Origin of the sequence: Acinetobacter sp. UBA2063 (assembly GCF_002333245.1) — a bacterium.
Taxonomy (GTDB): Bacteria; Pseudomonadota; Gammaproteobacteria; order Pseudomonadales; family Moraxellaceae; genus Acinetobacter; species Acinetobacter parvus.
In genome coordinates this window covers 2968-20568 of the sequence record NZ_DDAH01000012.1, presented here as the reverse complement: position 1 = coordinate 20568, position 17601 = coordinate 2968, and the positions used below count along the sequence as shown (strand labels likewise).

The 17601-nt window shown below is 40.8% G+C and carries 21 protein-coding genes; 12 read left to right on the top strand and 9 right to left on the bottom strand.

Annotated features, from left to right (window positions below):
- Nucleotides 1-141 precede the first annotated feature (141 nt).
- Nucleotides 142-342 (top strand): hypothetical protein, encoded by a 201-nt coding sequence (locus B4H32_RS00550; protein WP_004677437.1) that lies wholly within the window; start codon nucleotides 142-144, stop codon nucleotides 340-342.
- Between the two features lie 79 nt (nucleotides 343-421).
- On the opposite strand, the gene B4H32_RS00545 is transcribed toward B4H32_RS00550, so the two are convergent.
- Together B4H32_RS00545 and B4H32_RS00540 are read right to left on the bottom strand one after the other, a co-directional pair.
- Complete coding sequence (locus B4H32_RS00545) at nucleotides 422-1294, bottom strand: NAD(P)-dependent oxidoreductase (protein WP_286799082.1); 873 nt, start codon at nucleotides 1292-1294, stop codon at nucleotides 422-424.
- A 3-nt stretch (nucleotides 1295-1297) separates the two neighbouring features.
- A complete protein-coding gene (locus B4H32_RS00540; RefSeq protein WP_004758069.1) occupies nucleotides 1298-2383 on the bottom strand; it encodes an alpha/beta fold hydrolase in 1086 nt (361 codons plus the stop codon).
- Nucleotides 2384-2518: 135 nt separating this feature from the next.
- Here B4H32_RS00540 and B4H32_RS00535 point away from each other — a divergent pair, with 135 nt between their 5' ends.
- The 8 genes from B4H32_RS00535 (at nucleotide 2519) to B4H32_RS00500 (ending at nucleotide 9016) form a co-directional block, all read left to right on the top strand.
- Nucleotides 2519-3706: an O-succinylhomoserine sulfhydrylase gene (locus B4H32_RS00535; RefSeq protein ID WP_004758072.1), complete on the top strand. Its 1188-nt coding sequence runs from the start codon at nucleotides 2519-2521 to the stop codon at nucleotides 3704-3706.
- 11 nt (nucleotides 3707-3717) lie between these two features.
- Nucleotides 3718-4047, top strand: coding sequence for a YbaB/EbfC family nucleoid-associated protein (locus B4H32_RS00530; protein WP_004677441.1), 330 nt, complete (start codon nucleotides 3718-3720; stop codon nucleotides 4045-4047).
- A gap of 67 nt (nucleotides 4048-4114) precedes the next feature.
- Nucleotides 4115-4711 carry a recombination mediator RecR gene (gene recR, locus B4H32_RS00525; RefSeq protein WP_004677443.1) on the top strand — a complete coding sequence of 199 codons (597 nt, stop codon included), beginning with the start codon at nucleotides 4115-4117 and terminating at the stop codon, nucleotides 4709-4711.
- Between the two features lie 292 nt (nucleotides 4712-5003).
- On the top strand, nucleotides 5004-6146 hold the full coding sequence (locus tag B4H32_RS00520) for a ribonuclease D (RefSeq protein ID WP_004758074.1): 1143 nt from the start codon (nucleotides 5004-5006) through the stop codon (nucleotides 6144-6146).
- A 91-nt stretch (nucleotides 6147-6237) separates the two neighbouring features.
- Nucleotides 6238-6543, top strand: a complete 306-nt coding sequence (locus B4H32_RS00515) for a YcgL domain-containing protein (RefSeq protein WP_004758075.1) — start codon at nucleotides 6238-6240, stop codon at nucleotides 6541-6543.
- The gene (locus B4H32_RS00510; RefSeq protein WP_286799072.1) at nucleotides 6536-6922 is read left to right on the top strand and encodes a hypothetical protein; all 387 of its coding nucleotides are present in this window, start codon (nucleotides 6536-6538) and stop codon (nucleotides 6920-6922) included. Before B4H32_RS00515 ends, B4H32_RS00510 begins: the two co-directional genes overlap by 8 nt.
- A gap of 42 nt (nucleotides 6923-6964) precedes the next feature.
- Nucleotides 6965-7816 (top strand): AAA family ATPase, encoded by an 852-nt coding sequence (locus B4H32_RS00505; protein ID WP_004758077.1) that lies wholly within the window; start codon nucleotides 6965-6967, stop codon nucleotides 7814-7816.
- Nucleotides 7817-7828: 12 nt separating this feature from the next.
- Entirely contained in the window at nucleotides 7829-9016 is a 1188-nt protein-coding gene (locus B4H32_RS00500; protein WP_004681972.1) for a vWA domain-containing protein, read from the top strand.
- A gap of 16 nt (nucleotides 9017-9032) precedes the next feature.
- Here B4H32_RS00500 and B4H32_RS00495 read toward each other — a convergent pair whose 3' ends face one another.
- Together B4H32_RS00495 and B4H32_RS00490 are read right to left on the bottom strand one after the other, a co-directional pair.
- Nucleotides 9033-9446: a type II toxin-antitoxin system VapC family toxin gene (locus B4H32_RS00495; protein WP_004681970.1), complete on the bottom strand. Its 414-nt coding sequence runs from the start codon at nucleotides 9444-9446 to the stop codon at nucleotides 9033-9035.
- On the bottom strand, nucleotides 9443-9709 hold the full coding sequence (locus B4H32_RS00490) for an antitoxin (RefSeq protein ID WP_004681968.1): 267 nt from the start codon (nucleotides 9707-9709) through the stop codon (nucleotides 9443-9445). The genes B4H32_RS00495 and B4H32_RS00490 overlap by 4 nt, the downstream gene beginning before the upstream one ends.
- A 185-nt stretch (nucleotides 9710-9894) precedes the next feature.
- Between B4H32_RS00490 and prmB the strand changes: the two genes are divergently transcribed.
- Nucleotides 9895-10905 carry a 50S ribosomal protein L3 N(5)-glutamine methyltransferase gene (gene prmB / locus B4H32_RS00485; protein ID WP_004758081.1) on the top strand — a complete coding sequence of 337 codons (1011 nt, stop codon included), beginning with the start codon at nucleotides 9895-9897 and terminating at the stop codon, nucleotides 10903-10905.
- A gap of 10 nt (nucleotides 10906-10915) precedes the next feature.
- The gene (gene aroC / locus B4H32_RS00480; RefSeq protein WP_004758083.1) at nucleotides 10916-12007 is read left to right on the top strand and encodes a chorismate synthase; all 1092 of its coding nucleotides are present in this window, start codon (nucleotides 10916-10918) and stop codon (nucleotides 12005-12007) included.
- Between the two features lie 109 nt (nucleotides 12008-12116).
- Here the strand turns inward: aroC and B4H32_RS00475 are convergent, their stop codons facing one another.
- Nucleotides 12117-13346 carry a GGDEF domain-containing protein gene (locus B4H32_RS00475; protein WP_004758084.1) on the bottom strand — a complete coding sequence of 410 codons (1230 nt, stop codon included), beginning with the start codon at nucleotides 13344-13346 and terminating at the stop codon, nucleotides 12117-12119.
- Nucleotides 13347-13798: 452 nt separating this feature from the next.
- Between B4H32_RS00475 and B4H32_RS00470 the strand changes: the two genes are divergently transcribed.
- A complete protein-coding gene (locus B4H32_RS00470) occupies nucleotides 13799-14545 on the top strand; it encodes a TenA family transcriptional regulator (RefSeq protein ID WP_004681963.1) in 747 nt (248 codons plus the stop codon).
- 458 nt (nucleotides 14546-15003) lie between these two features.
- Here B4H32_RS00470 and B4H32_RS00465 read toward each other — a convergent pair whose 3' ends face one another.
- From B4H32_RS00465 to B4H32_RS00450, 4 genes are all read right to left on the bottom strand, one after another.
- Nucleotides 15004-15747, bottom strand: coding sequence for an adenosylcobinamide-GDP ribazoletransferase (locus tag B4H32_RS00465; protein WP_004683805.1), 744 nt, complete (start codon nucleotides 15745-15747; stop codon nucleotides 15004-15006).
- Nucleotides 15747-16352, bottom strand: coding sequence for a histidine phosphatase family protein (locus tag B4H32_RS00460; RefSeq protein ID WP_004683804.1), 606 nt, complete (start codon nucleotides 16350-16352; stop codon nucleotides 15747-15749). The genes B4H32_RS00465 and B4H32_RS00460 overlap by 1 nt, the downstream gene beginning before the upstream one ends.
- Nucleotides 16345-17412: a nicotinate-nucleotide--dimethylbenzimidazole phosphoribosyltransferase gene (gene cobT, locus B4H32_RS00455; protein WP_286799054.1), complete on the bottom strand. Its 1068-nt coding sequence runs from the start codon at nucleotides 17410-17412 to the stop codon at nucleotides 16345-16347. The genes B4H32_RS00460 and cobT overlap by 8 nt, the downstream gene beginning before the upstream one ends.
- Before the next feature lies 1 nt (nucleotide 17413).
- The coding region (locus tag B4H32_RS00450; protein WP_286799050.1) for a bifunctional adenosylcobinamide kinase/adenosylcobinamide-phosphate guanylyltransferase at nucleotides 17414-17601 on the bottom strand (188 nt) is incomplete at its 5' end.

Here is a 17601-nt window from a genome sequence, read left to right as displayed (position 1 = left end):
ATGAGGAAGAAGCGTCCAGACTGCTTAATTTATTAATAGACTCATTCAAATAATTACAAAAATGATGACTGTTCACTGTTGAATCTGTCTGGCAATTATTTAAGCATGAAGTGACATAGCTTGATTAAGGAATAAAATAACATGATAGATCAGAATAAGCCTTTAAATTTTCAAGATGATGATGAACCTCTGGATTTTGAAGATGAGGAATTTATGGATGATAAGAAAGAGGATGAGTTATACAACAGCATTACCAAAGATGGTTCCAGTGTTGACCCAGCCGATGATGGTGAACGGCATATTCGCCCAAAAGATGGTGATCCAATAGAAATTGAGGAATAAACAAGACCCGCTTTATTAAGCGGGCTTTTTTAGACTGGTATCTTAATTAGATATAAAATATTGTTTTTAAATGGTAATTCTATTCCAGTGTAATTTTACTCCATGATTCATACAGTTTAACTGCTGCGGAGAAATCACTATTCGCTTCGGCAGTTAAACTTGCAGCCTGAATCAAGCTTTGGGTCAGGGCAAGTATAGGCGCTGGAAGTTTCGCGTTATGTACTAAATCTAGCGCAATTCCTGTATCTTTTGCCAATAAAGGCAAGGCAAAGGTGCAGGGAAACTCACGACTCAGTACGCGTTGAGGAAAAATATTTTCGGTGACTAGACTTTTGCCACTGGAAGCATTAATACAGTTGAGTGCCGCGTCCAGATTGACACCATGTGCCTTTAATGTGGTAAATCCCTCGGCAACTGACCATAAATTGACGGCAAGCAACATATTGTTGATGGCTTTTACTGCAAAGCCTGCACCTGAATCACCAACATGCTGAATCAATTTTCCAACGGCTGCCATCGCAGAATAAGCACGCTCAAAAGCACTAACATCGCCACCTACCATTACGGTTAAAGTCGCATTTTCTGCACCGATGGTTTGTCCACTCACAGGTGCATCGAGAAAATCGACGTTCTGTACTTTTAGCTTTTCGGCCAGACGGCGAGCTGTCTCGGGCACACCACTGGTACAGTCAATCCAGATTGCACCTGATTTAATATTCACACCATCAATCAAGGCTTCAACATCTGCACTTGTTGGCAGGCATGAAAAGATAATATCTGCCTGTACTGCCTGAGCCAGTTCAACCGCTATAGTTCCATATTCTGTTGCATGTTGTTGAGCTTTACTAAAGTTTCGATTCCAGACATAAACTTCCTCGAAATGCTTTGGTAGATGGGCTGCCATACGATAGCCCATAGCGCCTAAACCGATAAATGCAACAGATTGACTCATAGTTTACCTTTTGATAGGAGTTGATCGTTCGGCCAACCAGTTGGTCAGTGTTGGCCAGAACTCAATAGAACTGTTTTGACTGGACATTAAACCTAAATGTCCGCCAGGGATTAAAGTAAAGGTGACATCCTGACTGCTTGTCAACTGGGTCAGTGGAAAAGCGGCATCGGAAGTCACCAGTTGATCACTTTTACCCGCACCAACCAAGAGCGAACAATTGATATTCTTCAGTTCAATCGTCTCATTCTTGAGTTTGATTGCACCATGCTTCAATGGATTTTGTAGCCATACATTAAACAGCATGTCCTGATTGATACCACCTGGATAGTCAATCATGTTATTCAGGAAATGGCTGAGTGTGGCATCTTCCTGAACCAGTTTGAGATTATCCAGATTTTTGAGTAACTGGATATTGCCATCAATCCAGCCTTTTGGATCAAGTAGTTTAAACCCTAAAGAGTTTAGGAAGCCTGGTGAATGAATCATCAGCTTTGGCAAACGATTGTATATATAGTGCTTAATGGCTGGATTGCGTGTCGTGATATAAGCCAGTGTTTTGTATAGTTTGCCAATATAGCCTGAAGCATAACTGTCAATTGGGCTACCGAGTACGACCAGATTTTTAACTGGATTAGATGGATGGCGGGCTGTATAAAGTGTGACGAAAATACCTGCCATACTCCAGCCATGTAGAGAAATTTTTTCAGATTTAGAATGTTTCTGGATGGCTTCAATACAGCGTGGAATAAACTTATCAATAAATGACAAGAAATTAACCTGATAGTTTTTATAAGTGAGTTTGCCCCAGTCAATCAGGTACACATCAAAACCACTGTCCTGGAAATGTTTGACCAAAGAGCGATAAGGATATAGGTCATAAATATCCATATTAATCGCAAGCGGCGCAACAAAGACCAGTGGCTCTTTATAACGTTTGTTTTCTGAGGCATAAAAACGAACACGGGTTTGTTTAAACTCGGCAATCACTTGATAGGCGGTTGATTGAGACAGCACCAGCCGATCTGTGTCAAATACACGCATGGCTAAATGTTTAAAGTTTATTTTTTGTTGTTCCACAAGCGATTTCATCTTTGAAAGTCTCATCATGAGTCAAGATTGCACGAAGTCTAAGCGATAATTTCATCTTACGCCTTGACCTTAAATACCCTGGACGCTCAAAATGTTGGCATATTGAAGCATGATGATCATAAGGCATACAAAACCATGAATCCAAGCGATGATTTAGAATATCAACTCGACACTCTGGCAATTCGCACAGGGCATGATCGCACCTTTGAGGGCGAACATAGTGAACCTATCTTTTTAACCTCATCGTTTGTTTGCGAAAGTGCAGCTGATGCCGCTGCAAAATTCTCTGGGCAAATTGCAGGTAATACCTATTCACGTTATACCAATCCAACCGTACAGGCTTTTGAAAAACGTTTGGCTGTTCTGGATGGCGCAGAGCGTGCGGTAGCAACCAGTTCAGGGATGGCAGCAGTACATGCCATGTGTATGGCGTATTTAAAAGCGGGCGATCATGTGATTTGTTCACGCGCCGTTTTTGGTTCAATCATTGCCTTATTTGAAAAGTACGTTGCAAAATTTGCTGTTGAAGTGACTTTTGTTGATTTAGATGATCTTGAAGGCTGGAAACAGGCAATTCGTCCAAATACACGTATTCTCTTTATTGAAACACCCTCGAATCCTTTGGCACAGGTGGGCGATATGCAGGCAATTGCAAATATTGCCCACGCGCATGGTGCTTTATTTGCAGTGGATAACTGTTTCTGTACACCTGTGTTACAGCAGCCGATTAAGTTTGGTGCCGATTTGGTTCTTTATTCAGCAACTAAATATATTGATGGTCAGGGACGGGCTTTAGGTGGTGCAGTTGTTGGTAAGAACGATTTGGTTGAAGAAATTAACGGCGTTGTGCGTACCCTTGGTAATTCAATGAGTCCATTCAATGCATGGATTTTCCTAAAAGGCTTGGAAACGCTCAGTATCCGTATGAAAGCGCACTGTGAAAATGCACAGAAACTGGCAGAATGGTTGCATCAACATGACAAGGTTGAAAAAGTGTATTACGCAGGTTTGCCTGACCATCCTGGGCACGAGCTTGCTAAAAAACAGCAAAAAGGTTTTGGTGGTGTGGTTTCATTTGTTGTAAGAGGTGAGCGTCAAGGCGCATGGACGGTGATTGACAACACGCGTTTCCTATCGATTACCAGTAATCTGGGCGATGTAAAATCAACAATTACCCATCCAGCAACCACCTCGCATGGTAGAATGTCTGCCGAAGCCAAACAAGCCGCAGGGATTGAAGAAGGATTGATCCGTGTATCTGTTGGCTTGGAAGATATTAATGATATTATTCGTGACTTATCACGCGGTTTAGATTTGATTTAAGAGAGAGACTTATGAATATTAATATGCTCATGCAGCAAGCCCAGCGCATGCAAAAGGATATGGAATCCAATATTAAGAAAGCCAAAGAAGAGCTTGCAAAAACCGAAGTTCACGCTGAGGCGGGCGGTGGTTTGGTTAAAGTGACCATGACCTGCCGCAATGTTGTAAAGCGTATCGAAATTAGTCCAGAGCTGTTACAGGACGAAGCAGACATGATCGAAGACTTGATTGCTGCTGCAATCAATGATGCGGTACGTCAGGCCGAAGTCATTTCTGAAGAAAAGCTTCAAGGTGCCAACTCAGGTATGGGCTTGCCACCAGGTTTATCTGGTTTATTCTAATTCAAGAAAATCTCCAGCCCTTTTATAAAAGGCTGGAGAAGCTTTTCTAAAACAATCGAGTCTATTTGTGTTTAGTGAACGATTTGAACAATTGGTTCAGGCATTACGTATATTACCCAGTGTTGGTCCAAAATCAGCACAACGTATGGCATTGCATTTGCTGATGAAAAACCGTGAGGGTGCATTTGCTTTATCACACGCCTTACATGAGGCATCAAGCCATATCCATGAGTGCCGCATTTGTCATTCCTTAACTGAAAACGAAATTTGTGACATTTGTGCCTCTGTGGAACGGGATGAACAACTTCTCTGTGTGGTTGAATCACCTGCGGATGTAATGGCAATTGAACAAAGCGGCAGTTTTCGTGGCAAGTACCATGTACTCGGTGGGCATTTGTCACCGTTGGATGGGATAGGCCCTGAGGAAATTGGAATTCCCTATCTGGTTCAACGCCTAAGTGAGGGGAAAATTGAAGAGGTGATTCTTGCCACCAATGCGACAGTTGAGGGGCAGGCAACGGCGCATTATCTGGTTGAGGCAACTAAACATTTGCCAATTCACATGACCCGAATTGCTCAAGGTGTACCTCAGGGTGGTGAACTTGAGTATGTGGATAGCCATACACTAAGTCAGGCTGTACATAACCGTATGAAGATGAAATAGGATGTTTATCCATTATTATTTTATCTACTTTAAATTTATGCTGTTAATTTAAACAAATAATTAAGTTTTACATTTTGTCTAACATTATCGTTGATATATTTGCTGTAATTTGTGGCACTATGGACAGGCGAAAAGGATTTTCGTTTTTTGATGATATAGAAAAAGGAGTAATTTTATGTTTTGCATGTGGAACACTGATTAAATTTATTTTTGCATTTGATTTCGCTTGAGCAATGACTGCAATTTGGCAGTGCCATTGCTAATGGTTCTTTATTATTTTACTTGAGCAAATATGTTTCAGTTTATCCAGCAGCAACAAGATTTAGCTGTTCTCCTTACTCAAATGGAACAATGTTCCATCTATGCACTAGATACTGAGTTTATTAAGGTTGATACCTTATATCCAAAACTTGGGGTGTGCCAAATCAATTTAAATGGCCAGGTTTCCTTGTTGGATGGAACTGCACTGGATTTGGTAAAGTTCTGGCAAAAAATATTTGATGCACAACAGAACATTTTCCATGCCTGTGGGGAAGATATTGACCTGATCTATCACTATGCAGACCAGAAACCACTTGGCAATGTCTTTGATACTCAAGTGGCAATGGCTTTTTTGGGACATGGCCTACAAGTCAGTTACCAGAATGCCTTAAAAACTCGTTTGAATATTGATATAGAGAAAGACCAGACACGTTCAGACTGGTTGGCTCGACCGCTCACTCAGGAGCAAATGAGCTATGCAGCCAATGATGTTCTTTATTTAACCAAACTTGCTGATGCATTGAAGAATGACCTAAAAGTGAAAGGTCTCTATCAATATGTATTGGAGGATTGCCAAAATCTCACCAAAGAAATTGCACTGGAAACGCCACTTGCAGCGCTTTATACCGATATTGGTAATTACCGCCATTCACGCAGGGAGTTGATGCAGTTACAGCAACTTAGTATCTGGCGGGAACAAATCACCAAGGCACTCAATCAACCACGCAGTTTTATCCTTAAAAATGCCACCATGATTGATTTGGTTGAGAAAAATCCACGTAATAATTTCCAGCTTGCTCAGGTGAAAGGCATACGTCCGAATATTGTGCGTGAACATGGTAAAACCATTTTAGATTTATTGAATTTTTTACCCCCTGAAAATGAGTGGCCATTAAGAATGGCTCGGCCTGTAAAAAGTAATTCTAAGGAAGTGGCACCACAAATAGAGATTTTAATAGAGCGTGTGGTTCTTGAAACAGCCGTTCCCAAAGAAGTTTTGCTGCGAAAAAAATGGCTGAACGCGATTTATGAGCATGTGGTTTTTCATCTGGATGAGCAGGATTTACCCAACTATTTATTGGGCTGGCGTTATGAAATCTTAACCAGACCATTGATTGAACTGTTGCGGCAGGATATTGAATATTTGGGCACACAGATGAAGATTTCCCAGTAAACAAAACACGACTGCTGCGTTAACATTCCTTGATGTACCTGTTATTTTTTTCATGTATGCTGTTTTTGATTGATAAGAGTTGTGAGTAAACATGCACTGCGATATTTATAGATCGAGCAAAAAAGACGAAATGTATATGTATATTGCTCGTCCAAACTATCCTGATGACAAGGAACCAGAAAATCTGTTTGATGGTATTCCTGAAGCCGTGTTGCAAGCATTTGGCAAGGCGACTTTTGTCATGCATCTGGAGCTGCACAATGAGCGCAAGCTTGCCCGTGTGAACGTTCTTCATGTTTTGGACTCACTACACACCAAGGGATTTTTTATCCAGATGCCGCCTGAGGGATTAATTAATCCAAATGCGGTGGAACCAGAGGGTTTGCGCGGTGCTTGAAACTTTAACAGCGATCTGGTCCAACATCCTGTCAGTGCTGGATCAATTCCCTGAAGAGAATGTTGCGATCATTGTTTATGTGACAGGAACACTCATTGCATTATGGTGCTGGTATCGCCTGATGTCGCGTTTACCCAATCCAGTCGGTGGAATCCTATGGATTATTGTATTTGCCATTCTGGCAACACCTACGATTTCCGAGGGTCCAAACTCGGCATTAGCACCAGCAGTCTTTGGCCTGATTTTTGGTGTATTGACCAAAGAGCATATTTTAATCTGGTCAAACCTGTCATTAATCCTGTTTGTCATTGGTGTAGGTCTACTGGTTGGATTTTGCTGGTCAAAGTATTCCGCAAATAAAACTGTACGTTCCGCTTAAATATTCACACTAAAGTAAAGATAGAAAAATAAGGTTGTTTAAATGTCTGCTGATACTCAACACTTCACTGGTACAGATCAATATATTGCAACTGAAAGCCTTAAACTTGCAGTAAAAGCTGCGCGTGCTTTGCAAAAACCACTTTTGGTCAAAGGTGAGCCAGGCACAGGTAAAACCTTGCTTGCAGAACAAGTGGCTGAAAGTCTGGGCTTAAAGCTGATTACCTGGCATATCAAGTCAACCACCAAAGCCCAGCAAGGCCTGTATGAATATGACGCTGTTTCACGTTTACGTGACAGTCAGTTGGGTGATGACCGTGTCTACGACATCAAGAACTATATTAAACCAGGTAAATTATGGGAAGCCTTTACCAGCGAAGAACGCTGTGTATTGCTGATTGATGAAATTGACAAGGCTGATATTGAGTTTCCAAATGACTTGCTACATGAACTCGATAAAATGTCGTTCTATGTCTATGAAACAGGTGAAACCATCACTGCGACCCAACGTCCGATTGTGATCATCACCTCAAATAATGAGAAAGAACTTCCAGACGCGTTTTTACGCCGTTGTTTCTTCCACTATATTGAGTTCCCAGATGAAGCCACCATGCGTGACATCATCGCGGTTCATTTCCCGAATATCGCAAATACTTTGGTCAGTGAAGCCCTACAGGTGTTCTTTAAGTTACGTGAAATTCCAAACTTGAAGAAACCCCCATCAACCTCTGAATTGATCGACTGGTTAAGTCTACTCATGGCAGATGATATGCCTGAGGATGTGTTGCGTAATCGCGATAAGTCAAAAGCGATTCCGCCGTTGTATGGCGCGTTAATCAAGAATGAACAAGATGTGCAACTGCTTGAACGTTTAGCATTTATGTCACGCCGCTAAGAGTGTTTACCAATGTTTGTACGATTGTTTTACACCTTGCGCAAATATGGTGTACCTGTAACAACTCGTGAGCTGATTGATCTCAATCAGGCGGTGGCATCAGGTCTGGTTTTTGCAGATCAGGAAGAATTCTACCAATTGGCTAAAACCATTTTAGTCAAGGATGAGCGTTTCTTTGACAAGTTTGACCGTGCCATGAAAGACTATTTTGATGGCATTGAAACTTTTGATCTTGATGAATTACTTAAACAAGTTCACAAATTGCCAAAAGACTGGTTTGATCTTGAGCTATTGGAGAAACATCTCACTCCTGAACAACGTGCAGAACTACTCAAAGCGGGTTCGCTTGAAGAACTGATGAAAATGCTGGAAGAACGCTTGCGGGAACAGCATAAAAAACATCAGGGTGGCAATCGTATGATTGGTACAGGTGGAACTTCACCTTTTGGTGCTTTTGGTGATCATCCAGAAGGTGTCCGCATCGGTGGGCCAGGGCGTAAACGTTCAGCGGTAAAGGTGTGGGAACAGCGCAAATACCAGAATCTTGATGACGATCAAGTGTTGGGAACACGCCAGATGCAAATTGCGTTGCGTCGTTTGCGTAAGTTTGCCCGTCAGGGTGCAGCCGAAGAACTCGATGTTGACGGTACCATCCGTGAAACGGCCAAACAGGGTATTTTGGATGTACAACTCGTGCCTGAGCGCCGTAACCGTATCAAGGTGTTGATGCTGTTTGATGTTGGTGGTTCAATGGATGCTTATATCGCTGAATGTGAGAAGTTGTTTAGCGCCGCAAAATCAGAATTCAAAACGCTGGAATATTTCTACTTCCATAACTGTCTTTATGACTATGTATGGAAAGACAACCATCGCCGTAGTTCAACACGCATGAATACATGGGATCTATTCCATACCTATGGACGTGATTACCGTGTGATTGTGGTGGGTGATGCCAGTATGGCACCATACGAACTCAAGTCGGCAGGTGGTTCAGTTGAATATATGAATGATGAGTCGGGCGAAGTATGGCTTAGACGTTTACGTCAGCATTTTGACAAAACCGCTTGGTTAAATCCTGAAATGGAAGGTTACTGGCATTACACCCAGACCATTAACTGGATCAAAGAAATTTTTGAAAATCATATGTATCCAATGACACTAAAAGGCATTGAAGATATGACCAAATATTTATCTCGTTAAACTTCATAAGGCTGATTCATGTTGGATCAGCCCAGTTTTCCAGTGTTAAATCTGTAATGCGATTAAATTCCTTACAATTGTTGCTCACCAAAATACATTTTTCGGCAAGTGCATGACTTGCAATCCATAAATCATTATTACCAATCGGTGTTCCAGCTTGTTTGAGTAATAGTGCATGATGAGCATAGTACTCACAAAGTTGTTGTTGAGTACTATAAAGGACAGGGATTCGCAGAATCAGGTTTTCAAGCTGTTTTAAAACAACAGTCTTTCGCTGACTGCCGTAGGCTCCTTTTAATAATTCCGCATAACTGATAAATGACATACACAATTCATCATCCTGTGAGAGTTGATTGACTCGTTCAATCACACTCAGGGGTTTATTCTTCATGAAATAGATCAGAATATTGGTATCCAGCATATATTTCATAAAGCATCACGCTCTTGTACTTGGTTATCCTCTAAACGATTTTTTTCTAGAGCCTCAACAAAGTCATCATCAAATTCATTTAAGGCTTGCCATAATGCTTCACCTCGATTTTCATTTAAATCTGCAATAGGATGAATGACCAAATCTCCATTCTGATTCAAAAAAATTTCTACCCGCTTGGTATTTAAACGAAATTCTTGTGGAATACGAACGGCTTGACTATTGCCATTCATAAATACACGAGATGTAATTGATGTGCTCATCATAGCCTCCAATGTATGTACACATAGTGTGTACATTAAAGCATTAAATCAAAATATTGAATAGTATTTAATCAATCCAATTGATCTATTTTTTGTTTTCAGTGGATTAATGATGAAACATTAAAAAATAGTTGAAAAACACGATAGAATAAGCCGTTTTGCAATCCTTGCCTGTGGAGACCTACGTGGATCGACCAACCATTCCCCCTGAACATTTACAAGAAGCGTCTGAGCATTTATCAACAATTCGGGATTTTATCCGTTTTGGGGTGAGCGCATTACGCCAATACGATGCACATTTGGGGCAAGGTACAGAAGATTATTTTGCAGAAAGTTCAGCTCTGGTTTTGCAAACATTGTCACTGGAATGGTCTGCTGATGCAGAGATTCTAGATGCTAAACTTTTACCAAGTGAAAAAGCTGAATTTTTAAGTTTATTGGAACGCCGTATTAATGAGCGTGTTCCGACCTCATATTTATTGAATCTTGCATATTTCTTTAATAAACCTTTTTATGTGGATGAGCGTGTACTGATTCCACGTTCACCAATTGCTGAGGCGATTGAACAACGTTTTGCGCCATATTGTCTGGATGAAAATGGGCAGATGCGTGAAGCCTTGAATAATTTACCTGAGAATCCAGCAGCAAAAACGCCGCAACGTATTCTGGATATGTGTACAGGTTCGGGATGTATTGCTGTGGCCTTGGCTTATGCTTTCCCAGACTCGGAAGTGGATGCAACCGATATTTCCAAAGAAGCTCTCGAAGTCGCTTCAATCAATGTGGAGCATCATAACAAGCAATATCAAATTGCGTTGCTTGAATCTGATCTATTTGCAAAAATTCCTACTGAAAATCAATATGATCTTATCGTGAGCAATCCTCCTTATGTCGATGCAGAAGATATGGCAGATTTACCTGATGAATTCCTGCATGAACCTGAGTTAGCCTTGGCTGCGGGTCAGGATGGTTTGGACCTTGTTCGTAAAATGCTGGCTCAGGCGGCTGACTATCTTACAGAGGATGGCCTGATTGTGATTGAAGTGGGCAACTCTGAATGGGCAATGCGTCAGAACTTTAATACAGTGGACTTCCATTGGCTGACATTCCAGAAAGGTGGTACAGGTATTTTTGCACTCACTGCTGAACAATGCCGCCGCTATAAAGATATATTCCAGCAATCTATTCAAAATTAAGGGGCTGAAAATGGCAGGCAATAGTATTGGTCAACTTTTTCGGGTAACCACCTGTGGTGAGTCACATGGTGTCGGGTTAATGGCGATTGTTGACGGTGTACCACCAGGTCTGGAACTGTGCGAAGATGATTTACAAAAGGACCTGGACCGCCGTAAACCAGGAACCTCTAAATTTGCGACCCAGCGTAAAGAACCTGATCAGGTTGAAATTATTTCAGGTGTTTTTGAGGGTAGAACTACAGGCACACCAATTGGCTTGTTGATTCGTAATACCGACCAGAAATCTAAAGACTACGGCAATATCGCGCAGACATTCCGCCCTGGACATGCTGATTATACCTATACGCAAAAATACGGTTTCCGTGACTATCGTGGGGGTGGACGTTCAAGTGCGCGTGAAACGGCAATGCGAGTTGCCGCTGGTGCAATTGCCAAGAAATATCTTGCTGAAAAATTTGGTATTGATATTCGTGGCCATGTCACCCAAATTGGTAATGAAGTTGCTGAGAAGCTGGATTGGTCGGAAGTACCGAACAACCCATTTTTCTGTGGGGATGTTGATGCCGTGCCGCGTTTTGAACAGCTTGTAACCTCATTACGTGAACAAGGAACCAGTTGTGGTGCAAAACTGGAAATTCTTGCTGAAAAAGTGCCAGTGGGCTGGGGTGAGCCTGTTTTTGATCGTCTGGATGCGGATATTGCCCATGCCATGATGAGCATTAATGCCGTTAAAGGTGTCGAAATCGGTGATGGCTTTGCTGTTGCAGGGCAGTTTGGTCACGAAACCCGTGATGAACTGACCACAGATGGTTTCCTCGCCAATCATGCTGGCGGCATTTTAGGGGGAATTTCAAGTGGTCAAACCATTCGTGTTGCGATTGCCTTAAAACCAACTGCAAGTATTACCACCCCAGGAAAAACCATTACAATTGAGCGGGAAAATACGGATGTGTTAACCAAAGGTCGTCATGACCCATGTGTGGGTGTGCGTGCCACGCCAATTGCCGAAGCCATGCTGGCGATTGTGTTAATGGATCATTTCCTACGCCATCGCGCACAGAACGCAGATGTGATTTCACCATTTCAGCCAATCGAACCTTAATATAAGCTTATAATTAGGCCACACATATGATTCATTCTATGTGTGGCTTTAATAGTATTTTAAATATATCTTTAAAACTTTTTAAGTATTATTAAATTCAACAACAAAATTATAGTGCTTCAGAAATAACATTATCTGAAGTGGAAATATAATATTGATTTCTACCATTACTCTTGGCCACATATAATGCATGGTCAGCTTGAGAAATAAATTCCGAAAGACTGTCATTTAAACGCGGTGTGACTGTTGCCACCCCCACACTAATCGTAACATGCTCGGAAACATGACTTCTTGGATGAATAATTCCTATATTGCGAACCAGCTCCATTAACCGTTGTACCTGTATCACAGCTTGATCTTTATCTGTCATGGAGAATAACAATAGAAACTCCTCACCACCATAACGGGCAGCGAGATCGCCACTACGAGAGGCAATTGAACCCAATAAAATGGCAATCCGCCTTAAACACTGATCTCCTTGGATATGCCCCAGGGTATCGTTGTATAGTTTAAAGAAATCAATATCAATCATCATGATTGTAATAGGCATTTCATGGCGAATGGCTCGTTTCCATTCATTTTCAAGAACCTCATCTAGATAACGGCGGTTGGCCAAACCAGTTAAGGCATCCTGCCGCGATAGAACCGAAAGCTGCTGTGCCTGACGTATGAGCTCCAGCCGATTAAGTTCGATCATACAATTCTGTAAATAGTTTTCCCGATGTTGCCTGTCTGTGGCATATGCCAATGCCATACCCAAAAAGCTGCTAAAAGTATAGGTGCGGTTTAAAAAAGTCCAATCAATATAGCCACTTAGCCATGTACTAGCGATCAAACCCACAAGCCCACCACACCATCCAGCAAGAATGGCTGTGTAGAAACGCATTCCCACAAAGCCATAAATAATCACGACTGCATACATCATGGCAGCATGAAATAGCACATTATGTTGGCCTTGTTCTAATACGTTGATCAAGGTGAATATAATTGCAACAGCGCCCATTGATCCCAGACAAACATAATGATCAAACCATTTATTCATGATGGGAACAAAGGCTAGTAGCCAGGCGAGTAAAATGATAATACCGACCCAACCGTAATACGCACCCCATTCAAGACGCAAAACAGGGGGTAATACCTGATAGGTACCGAAACTAAGAAATAAATATAAACCTAGAATGATAGGCGCACGATAACGAAACTCATGGGCAGCCTCATTTCTGTATTGATCTCGATAGATCACTTCTAATTCTTTAGGAAACCAAACTAAATTTAGCCCGCGAGAAATTAGTAAGTCGATTTGTTCTTGTCTCAATATATTGGAAGCTTTCAACTTCATCTTATCTCTCACCACTTCCAAATATTGTTATAAATATCAAATAGGAATTATTTTTTACTACGTTACACTGATTTTAAAAAAAATGTGTATCATATTATAAAAAATTATTAATTTTTTTAACTCAATCATGTTTTATTATTCAGAATTTATCATACGTCTAACTTTCATCAGAAGTTCTAATTATGAACTAGTATGATAGACCTCTTGCGAAAATCAAAATTTTATCAGTGATAAGCGTTGATTTTTAAATATATATTAAATTCTAAAATAGTCAAAAATAATACTTTCTAAAGAGATCTAATGTTTCAATTTACTAAAATCTTAAAGAAACAAAAAATGTTACAAATTAAACAGTAATGATTGTATATTTACTGTATTAGAATGCAATTTAGACAAAAACAACAATCATGGAATGTGATTGAATCAAGTCATACGAAATAGGATGCATCGCAATGACTGCTATGAATCAATATGCAACAAAACTAGAAATTACCCCTCATACTGAATGGGCTCAACGGTTCTGGGATGGACTTTTACCTGCAAAAGAAAGAGTGAGTAAACATCCTTTATTTTTAGACATGGCGAGTGGTTCATTAAGCCTTGAATGTTTTCGTTCGGCATTACTTAACTTTTACCCTTTAGTTGCTCATTTTCCATCCTATATGGCAGGAGCATTGGCCAAGGCAACTTCTTTCTCATTGGATGGTGTAACTGAAACCAGGGACTGGCTTATTCAAAATATTAAGGTTGAAGAACGCCATTTAAACTGGTATCAGGATTGGGCAATGGGTTTTGGCCTTACACTGGAAATGCTGAATGAAGTAACACCACCTGCCGCCATGAATGCAGTCAATCATTTTCTCTGGACAACCAATTATCGAGGGAGTCTGGCCGAAAGCATTGCCGCAACAAATCTGGCAATTGAGTGGGCAACAGGGGACTGGACTATACAGGTGTATAAGGGAATTCAAACCTACACCCAACATCCAGAAGTCAATATTAATAAACGATCACTTGCCTGGTTAAGAGCACATGCACATTATGATGACCTACATCCTTATGAGGCTATGGAACTGATCAAGCGACTGTGTGACAAAGATCCAGTTTTGCAGAGAAAGGCTTTTTTAGCTGCCAAAGAAGGATTGGCCTATTATGAGCTTGCTCTTGATGAGTGCTATAAGTTGCAGCATAAAAATTAAAATCCATAAGACAGCTATTTAGTTAATACTAAATAGCTGTCTGGTTTTTATATTTTGATCAATTTAATAGTTGCATTTTTTCATCAAAGTTTTCTAGAACAAGACATTTTAAATGTTGCAATTCATCAAAACAGGTAGCGTAAAAACCACATACATCAGAAAGGACCTTGCAGCGCCAGCTCACGAATGAGCAAACATCTTTTCAAAGCATTATTTTATAGAGAGATTTCTACAAACTAAGGGCTGAAGTTATTGAAGCGAAAAAGTCTGATCTTTTACAGGGATACCTAAATGATCCAGAGCATCATGCAAATTATCCTAAAAATTAAGATGGAAAAATATTTAGTTTGTATTTCGCATAATGTATATTATGTTAAATAAGCAATACAAAAATCATAGATATCATAGTGAACATTTCAAGATTTTTTAAGCATTCTTTCAACCCGTCTTTTTATATTTTAAGCAATATAAAAATAAGCAACCACAAATGCAATGAGTACATTCATTTCGCTTAATTCAATACCTGCGCCAATGGTATCGCCTGTAATTCCACCAATTCTTTTGATAAATAGTGAACGCAAATAAAAAAGTAACAGTAAAAAGCTAATAAGTACGACTAAGCCATACCATTTGAACAGATAAAGCAATGATAATGTAATGACAAATACTATCCATAAAATAGCTTTGGGAAGAAAATCCGTCATTGAACGTCCCAAACCTTTATCTCTGACATAGGTTGTGGTTAAAAACAAAAATAAGGCGACATTACGTCCAAGCATAGGAACCAGAATTAAAAATGCATTCAAATGCTGTTCAATTAACACATAAAGTGCTGCAAATTTTAACAAGCACACTATGATGAGGCTGAGCACACCAATTGGACCACATGCTGGGTCTTTCATAATCTTTAAGGTACGTTCTCGATCTCCAAAACCGCCTACCCATGCATCTGCGGTATCGGCAAGACCATCCAAATGTAGCCCACCAGTAAGCCAAATCCAGATGACCAAGACAATACTGGCTAACAGAATGGCGGGTAACTCGATCAGAGCAACAGATAATCCAAATAAAATCAACCCAATCAATAAACCAATTACAGGATAAAATAATAGGGATTGTGCATTTTGCCTTGCCGTGGGAATTTGCTTTAATTGCACAGGAACAATGGTGAGAAATTGCAAGGCAATCAAAAATGGCAACATTACTCAACCTTTTCAAAAGATAATTGTGCTGGTTGATGAGACAACCTAAAGGAATGTAATTGCCCAAGTTCAGCAGACATTCTGAGTAGGTTATCCAGGCCCTGTTGTTGTGCCAAACAACTTAATAATTTAATCACACCGCCATGTGTGACTACCAATGCAGACTGATAGTGATGTTGCCGCATATATTCGGCAATCTGCTGAAAACCATTGAAGACACGTTGATGAAACTCGACTAAAGATTCCCCGTTTGGCGCATGATATTGGGTTGGAAATTGCCAGAAATTTGCCAATAACTCAGGTAATGTTTCATAGATGGTTTGAGTTGAAATGCCCTCCCAATCACCGAAATACATTTCCTTGAGATATTCATTTATAAATAAGGGTCGCTGTAAATCATTTGATAATTTTTCGGCAAATAATCGGCAACGCTGTAAGGGTGAACTAACAACTACATCCCAATTCTTTTGATTAAGATGATGTTGAACGGTCGCCTGCATTTGTGACCAGCCCTGTTCTGTCAGTTCGTCATCCAGCCAGCCACGCAAGGTATGACCTAAAGTTGTCTCACCATGACGCAACAAGTCCAGCCGTAACTTAGCCAACTTTATCACCTGAAACCACCGCTTCCGCAAAAGTTGCCATTTGATTATGTAACGCACAGGCAAGTTGAAGCATGGATAATGCTGCGCCTGCACCACTACCTTCACCTAAACGCAGGTTCATGTTTAAAATTGCTTGGGCATTCAGTTCTTTTAAAATACGTTGATGACCATATTCAGCCGATTGATGACCAAATAACATCCATTCTCTGGCCTGTGGCTGAATACGAACCGCACATAAGGCAGCAACTGAGCTGATAAAACCATCAACAACGATTGGCAACCCCATTTGTGCGCAACGCAGATATGCTCCTGTCATGGCGGCAATTTCCAGTCCACCGACCGCTGCCAAAATTTTCAAAGGATTATTCTCAACATCTGCTTGATGCAGCTTTATGGCCTGATCAATCACGTTAATCTTGTGTTGTAATTGTTCATGATTAATCCCTGTGCCAACACCTGTAAGCTGTTGCGCTGATTCATCTAGCAGTAAACAGGCAAGTGCCGAAGCTGAACAGGTATTGCCAATCCCCATTTCACCTGCAATAAAAATATCAGCCCCTTTCGATTTCGCTAGGTCTACGCTGTTTTTACCCAATTGTAATGCAGCCTGACACTCTTGTTCAGTCATTGCAGCCTGTTTGGCAAAGTTTGCTGTACCTGCACGAATACAGTGGCGTTCAACGCCTGCATACTCATAAGCATCACCAACAGTTCCACAATCAATCACCTGTAAATGAGCCTGATGATGCTTGGCAATCACACTGATCGCTGCGCCACCTGATGCAAAATTTTGCAGCATTTGGCGGGTTACAGTTTGCGGATACGCCGAAATATTTTCTTCTACCACGCCATGATCACCTGCAAAAATGCTAATCCACGGTTTATTGATTTTTGGAAAAACCGTACTCTGTAAACTTGCCAAGGTAATTGCAATCTGTTCTAAATCACCCAATGCACCTGTCGGTTTGGTCAGTTGTAATTGACGTTGCTCAGCCTGCAATTTTGCATCCAAATCAGGATGCTGAACTGGCGCTAAATACCAATGAGTTTGTTCAGCCATATTATTTTTCACCTTTTAAAATCATTGGAAATCCTGCCACACAAAACACCACTTTATCCGCCAATTGGCCTAATCCCTGATGTAAACGCCCTGCCTCATCCACAAAACGTCGGCTGGTTTCACCCATCGGCACAACACCAAGCCCTGTTTCATTACTCACTAAAATGATGTCTGATTTCAATTGGGGCA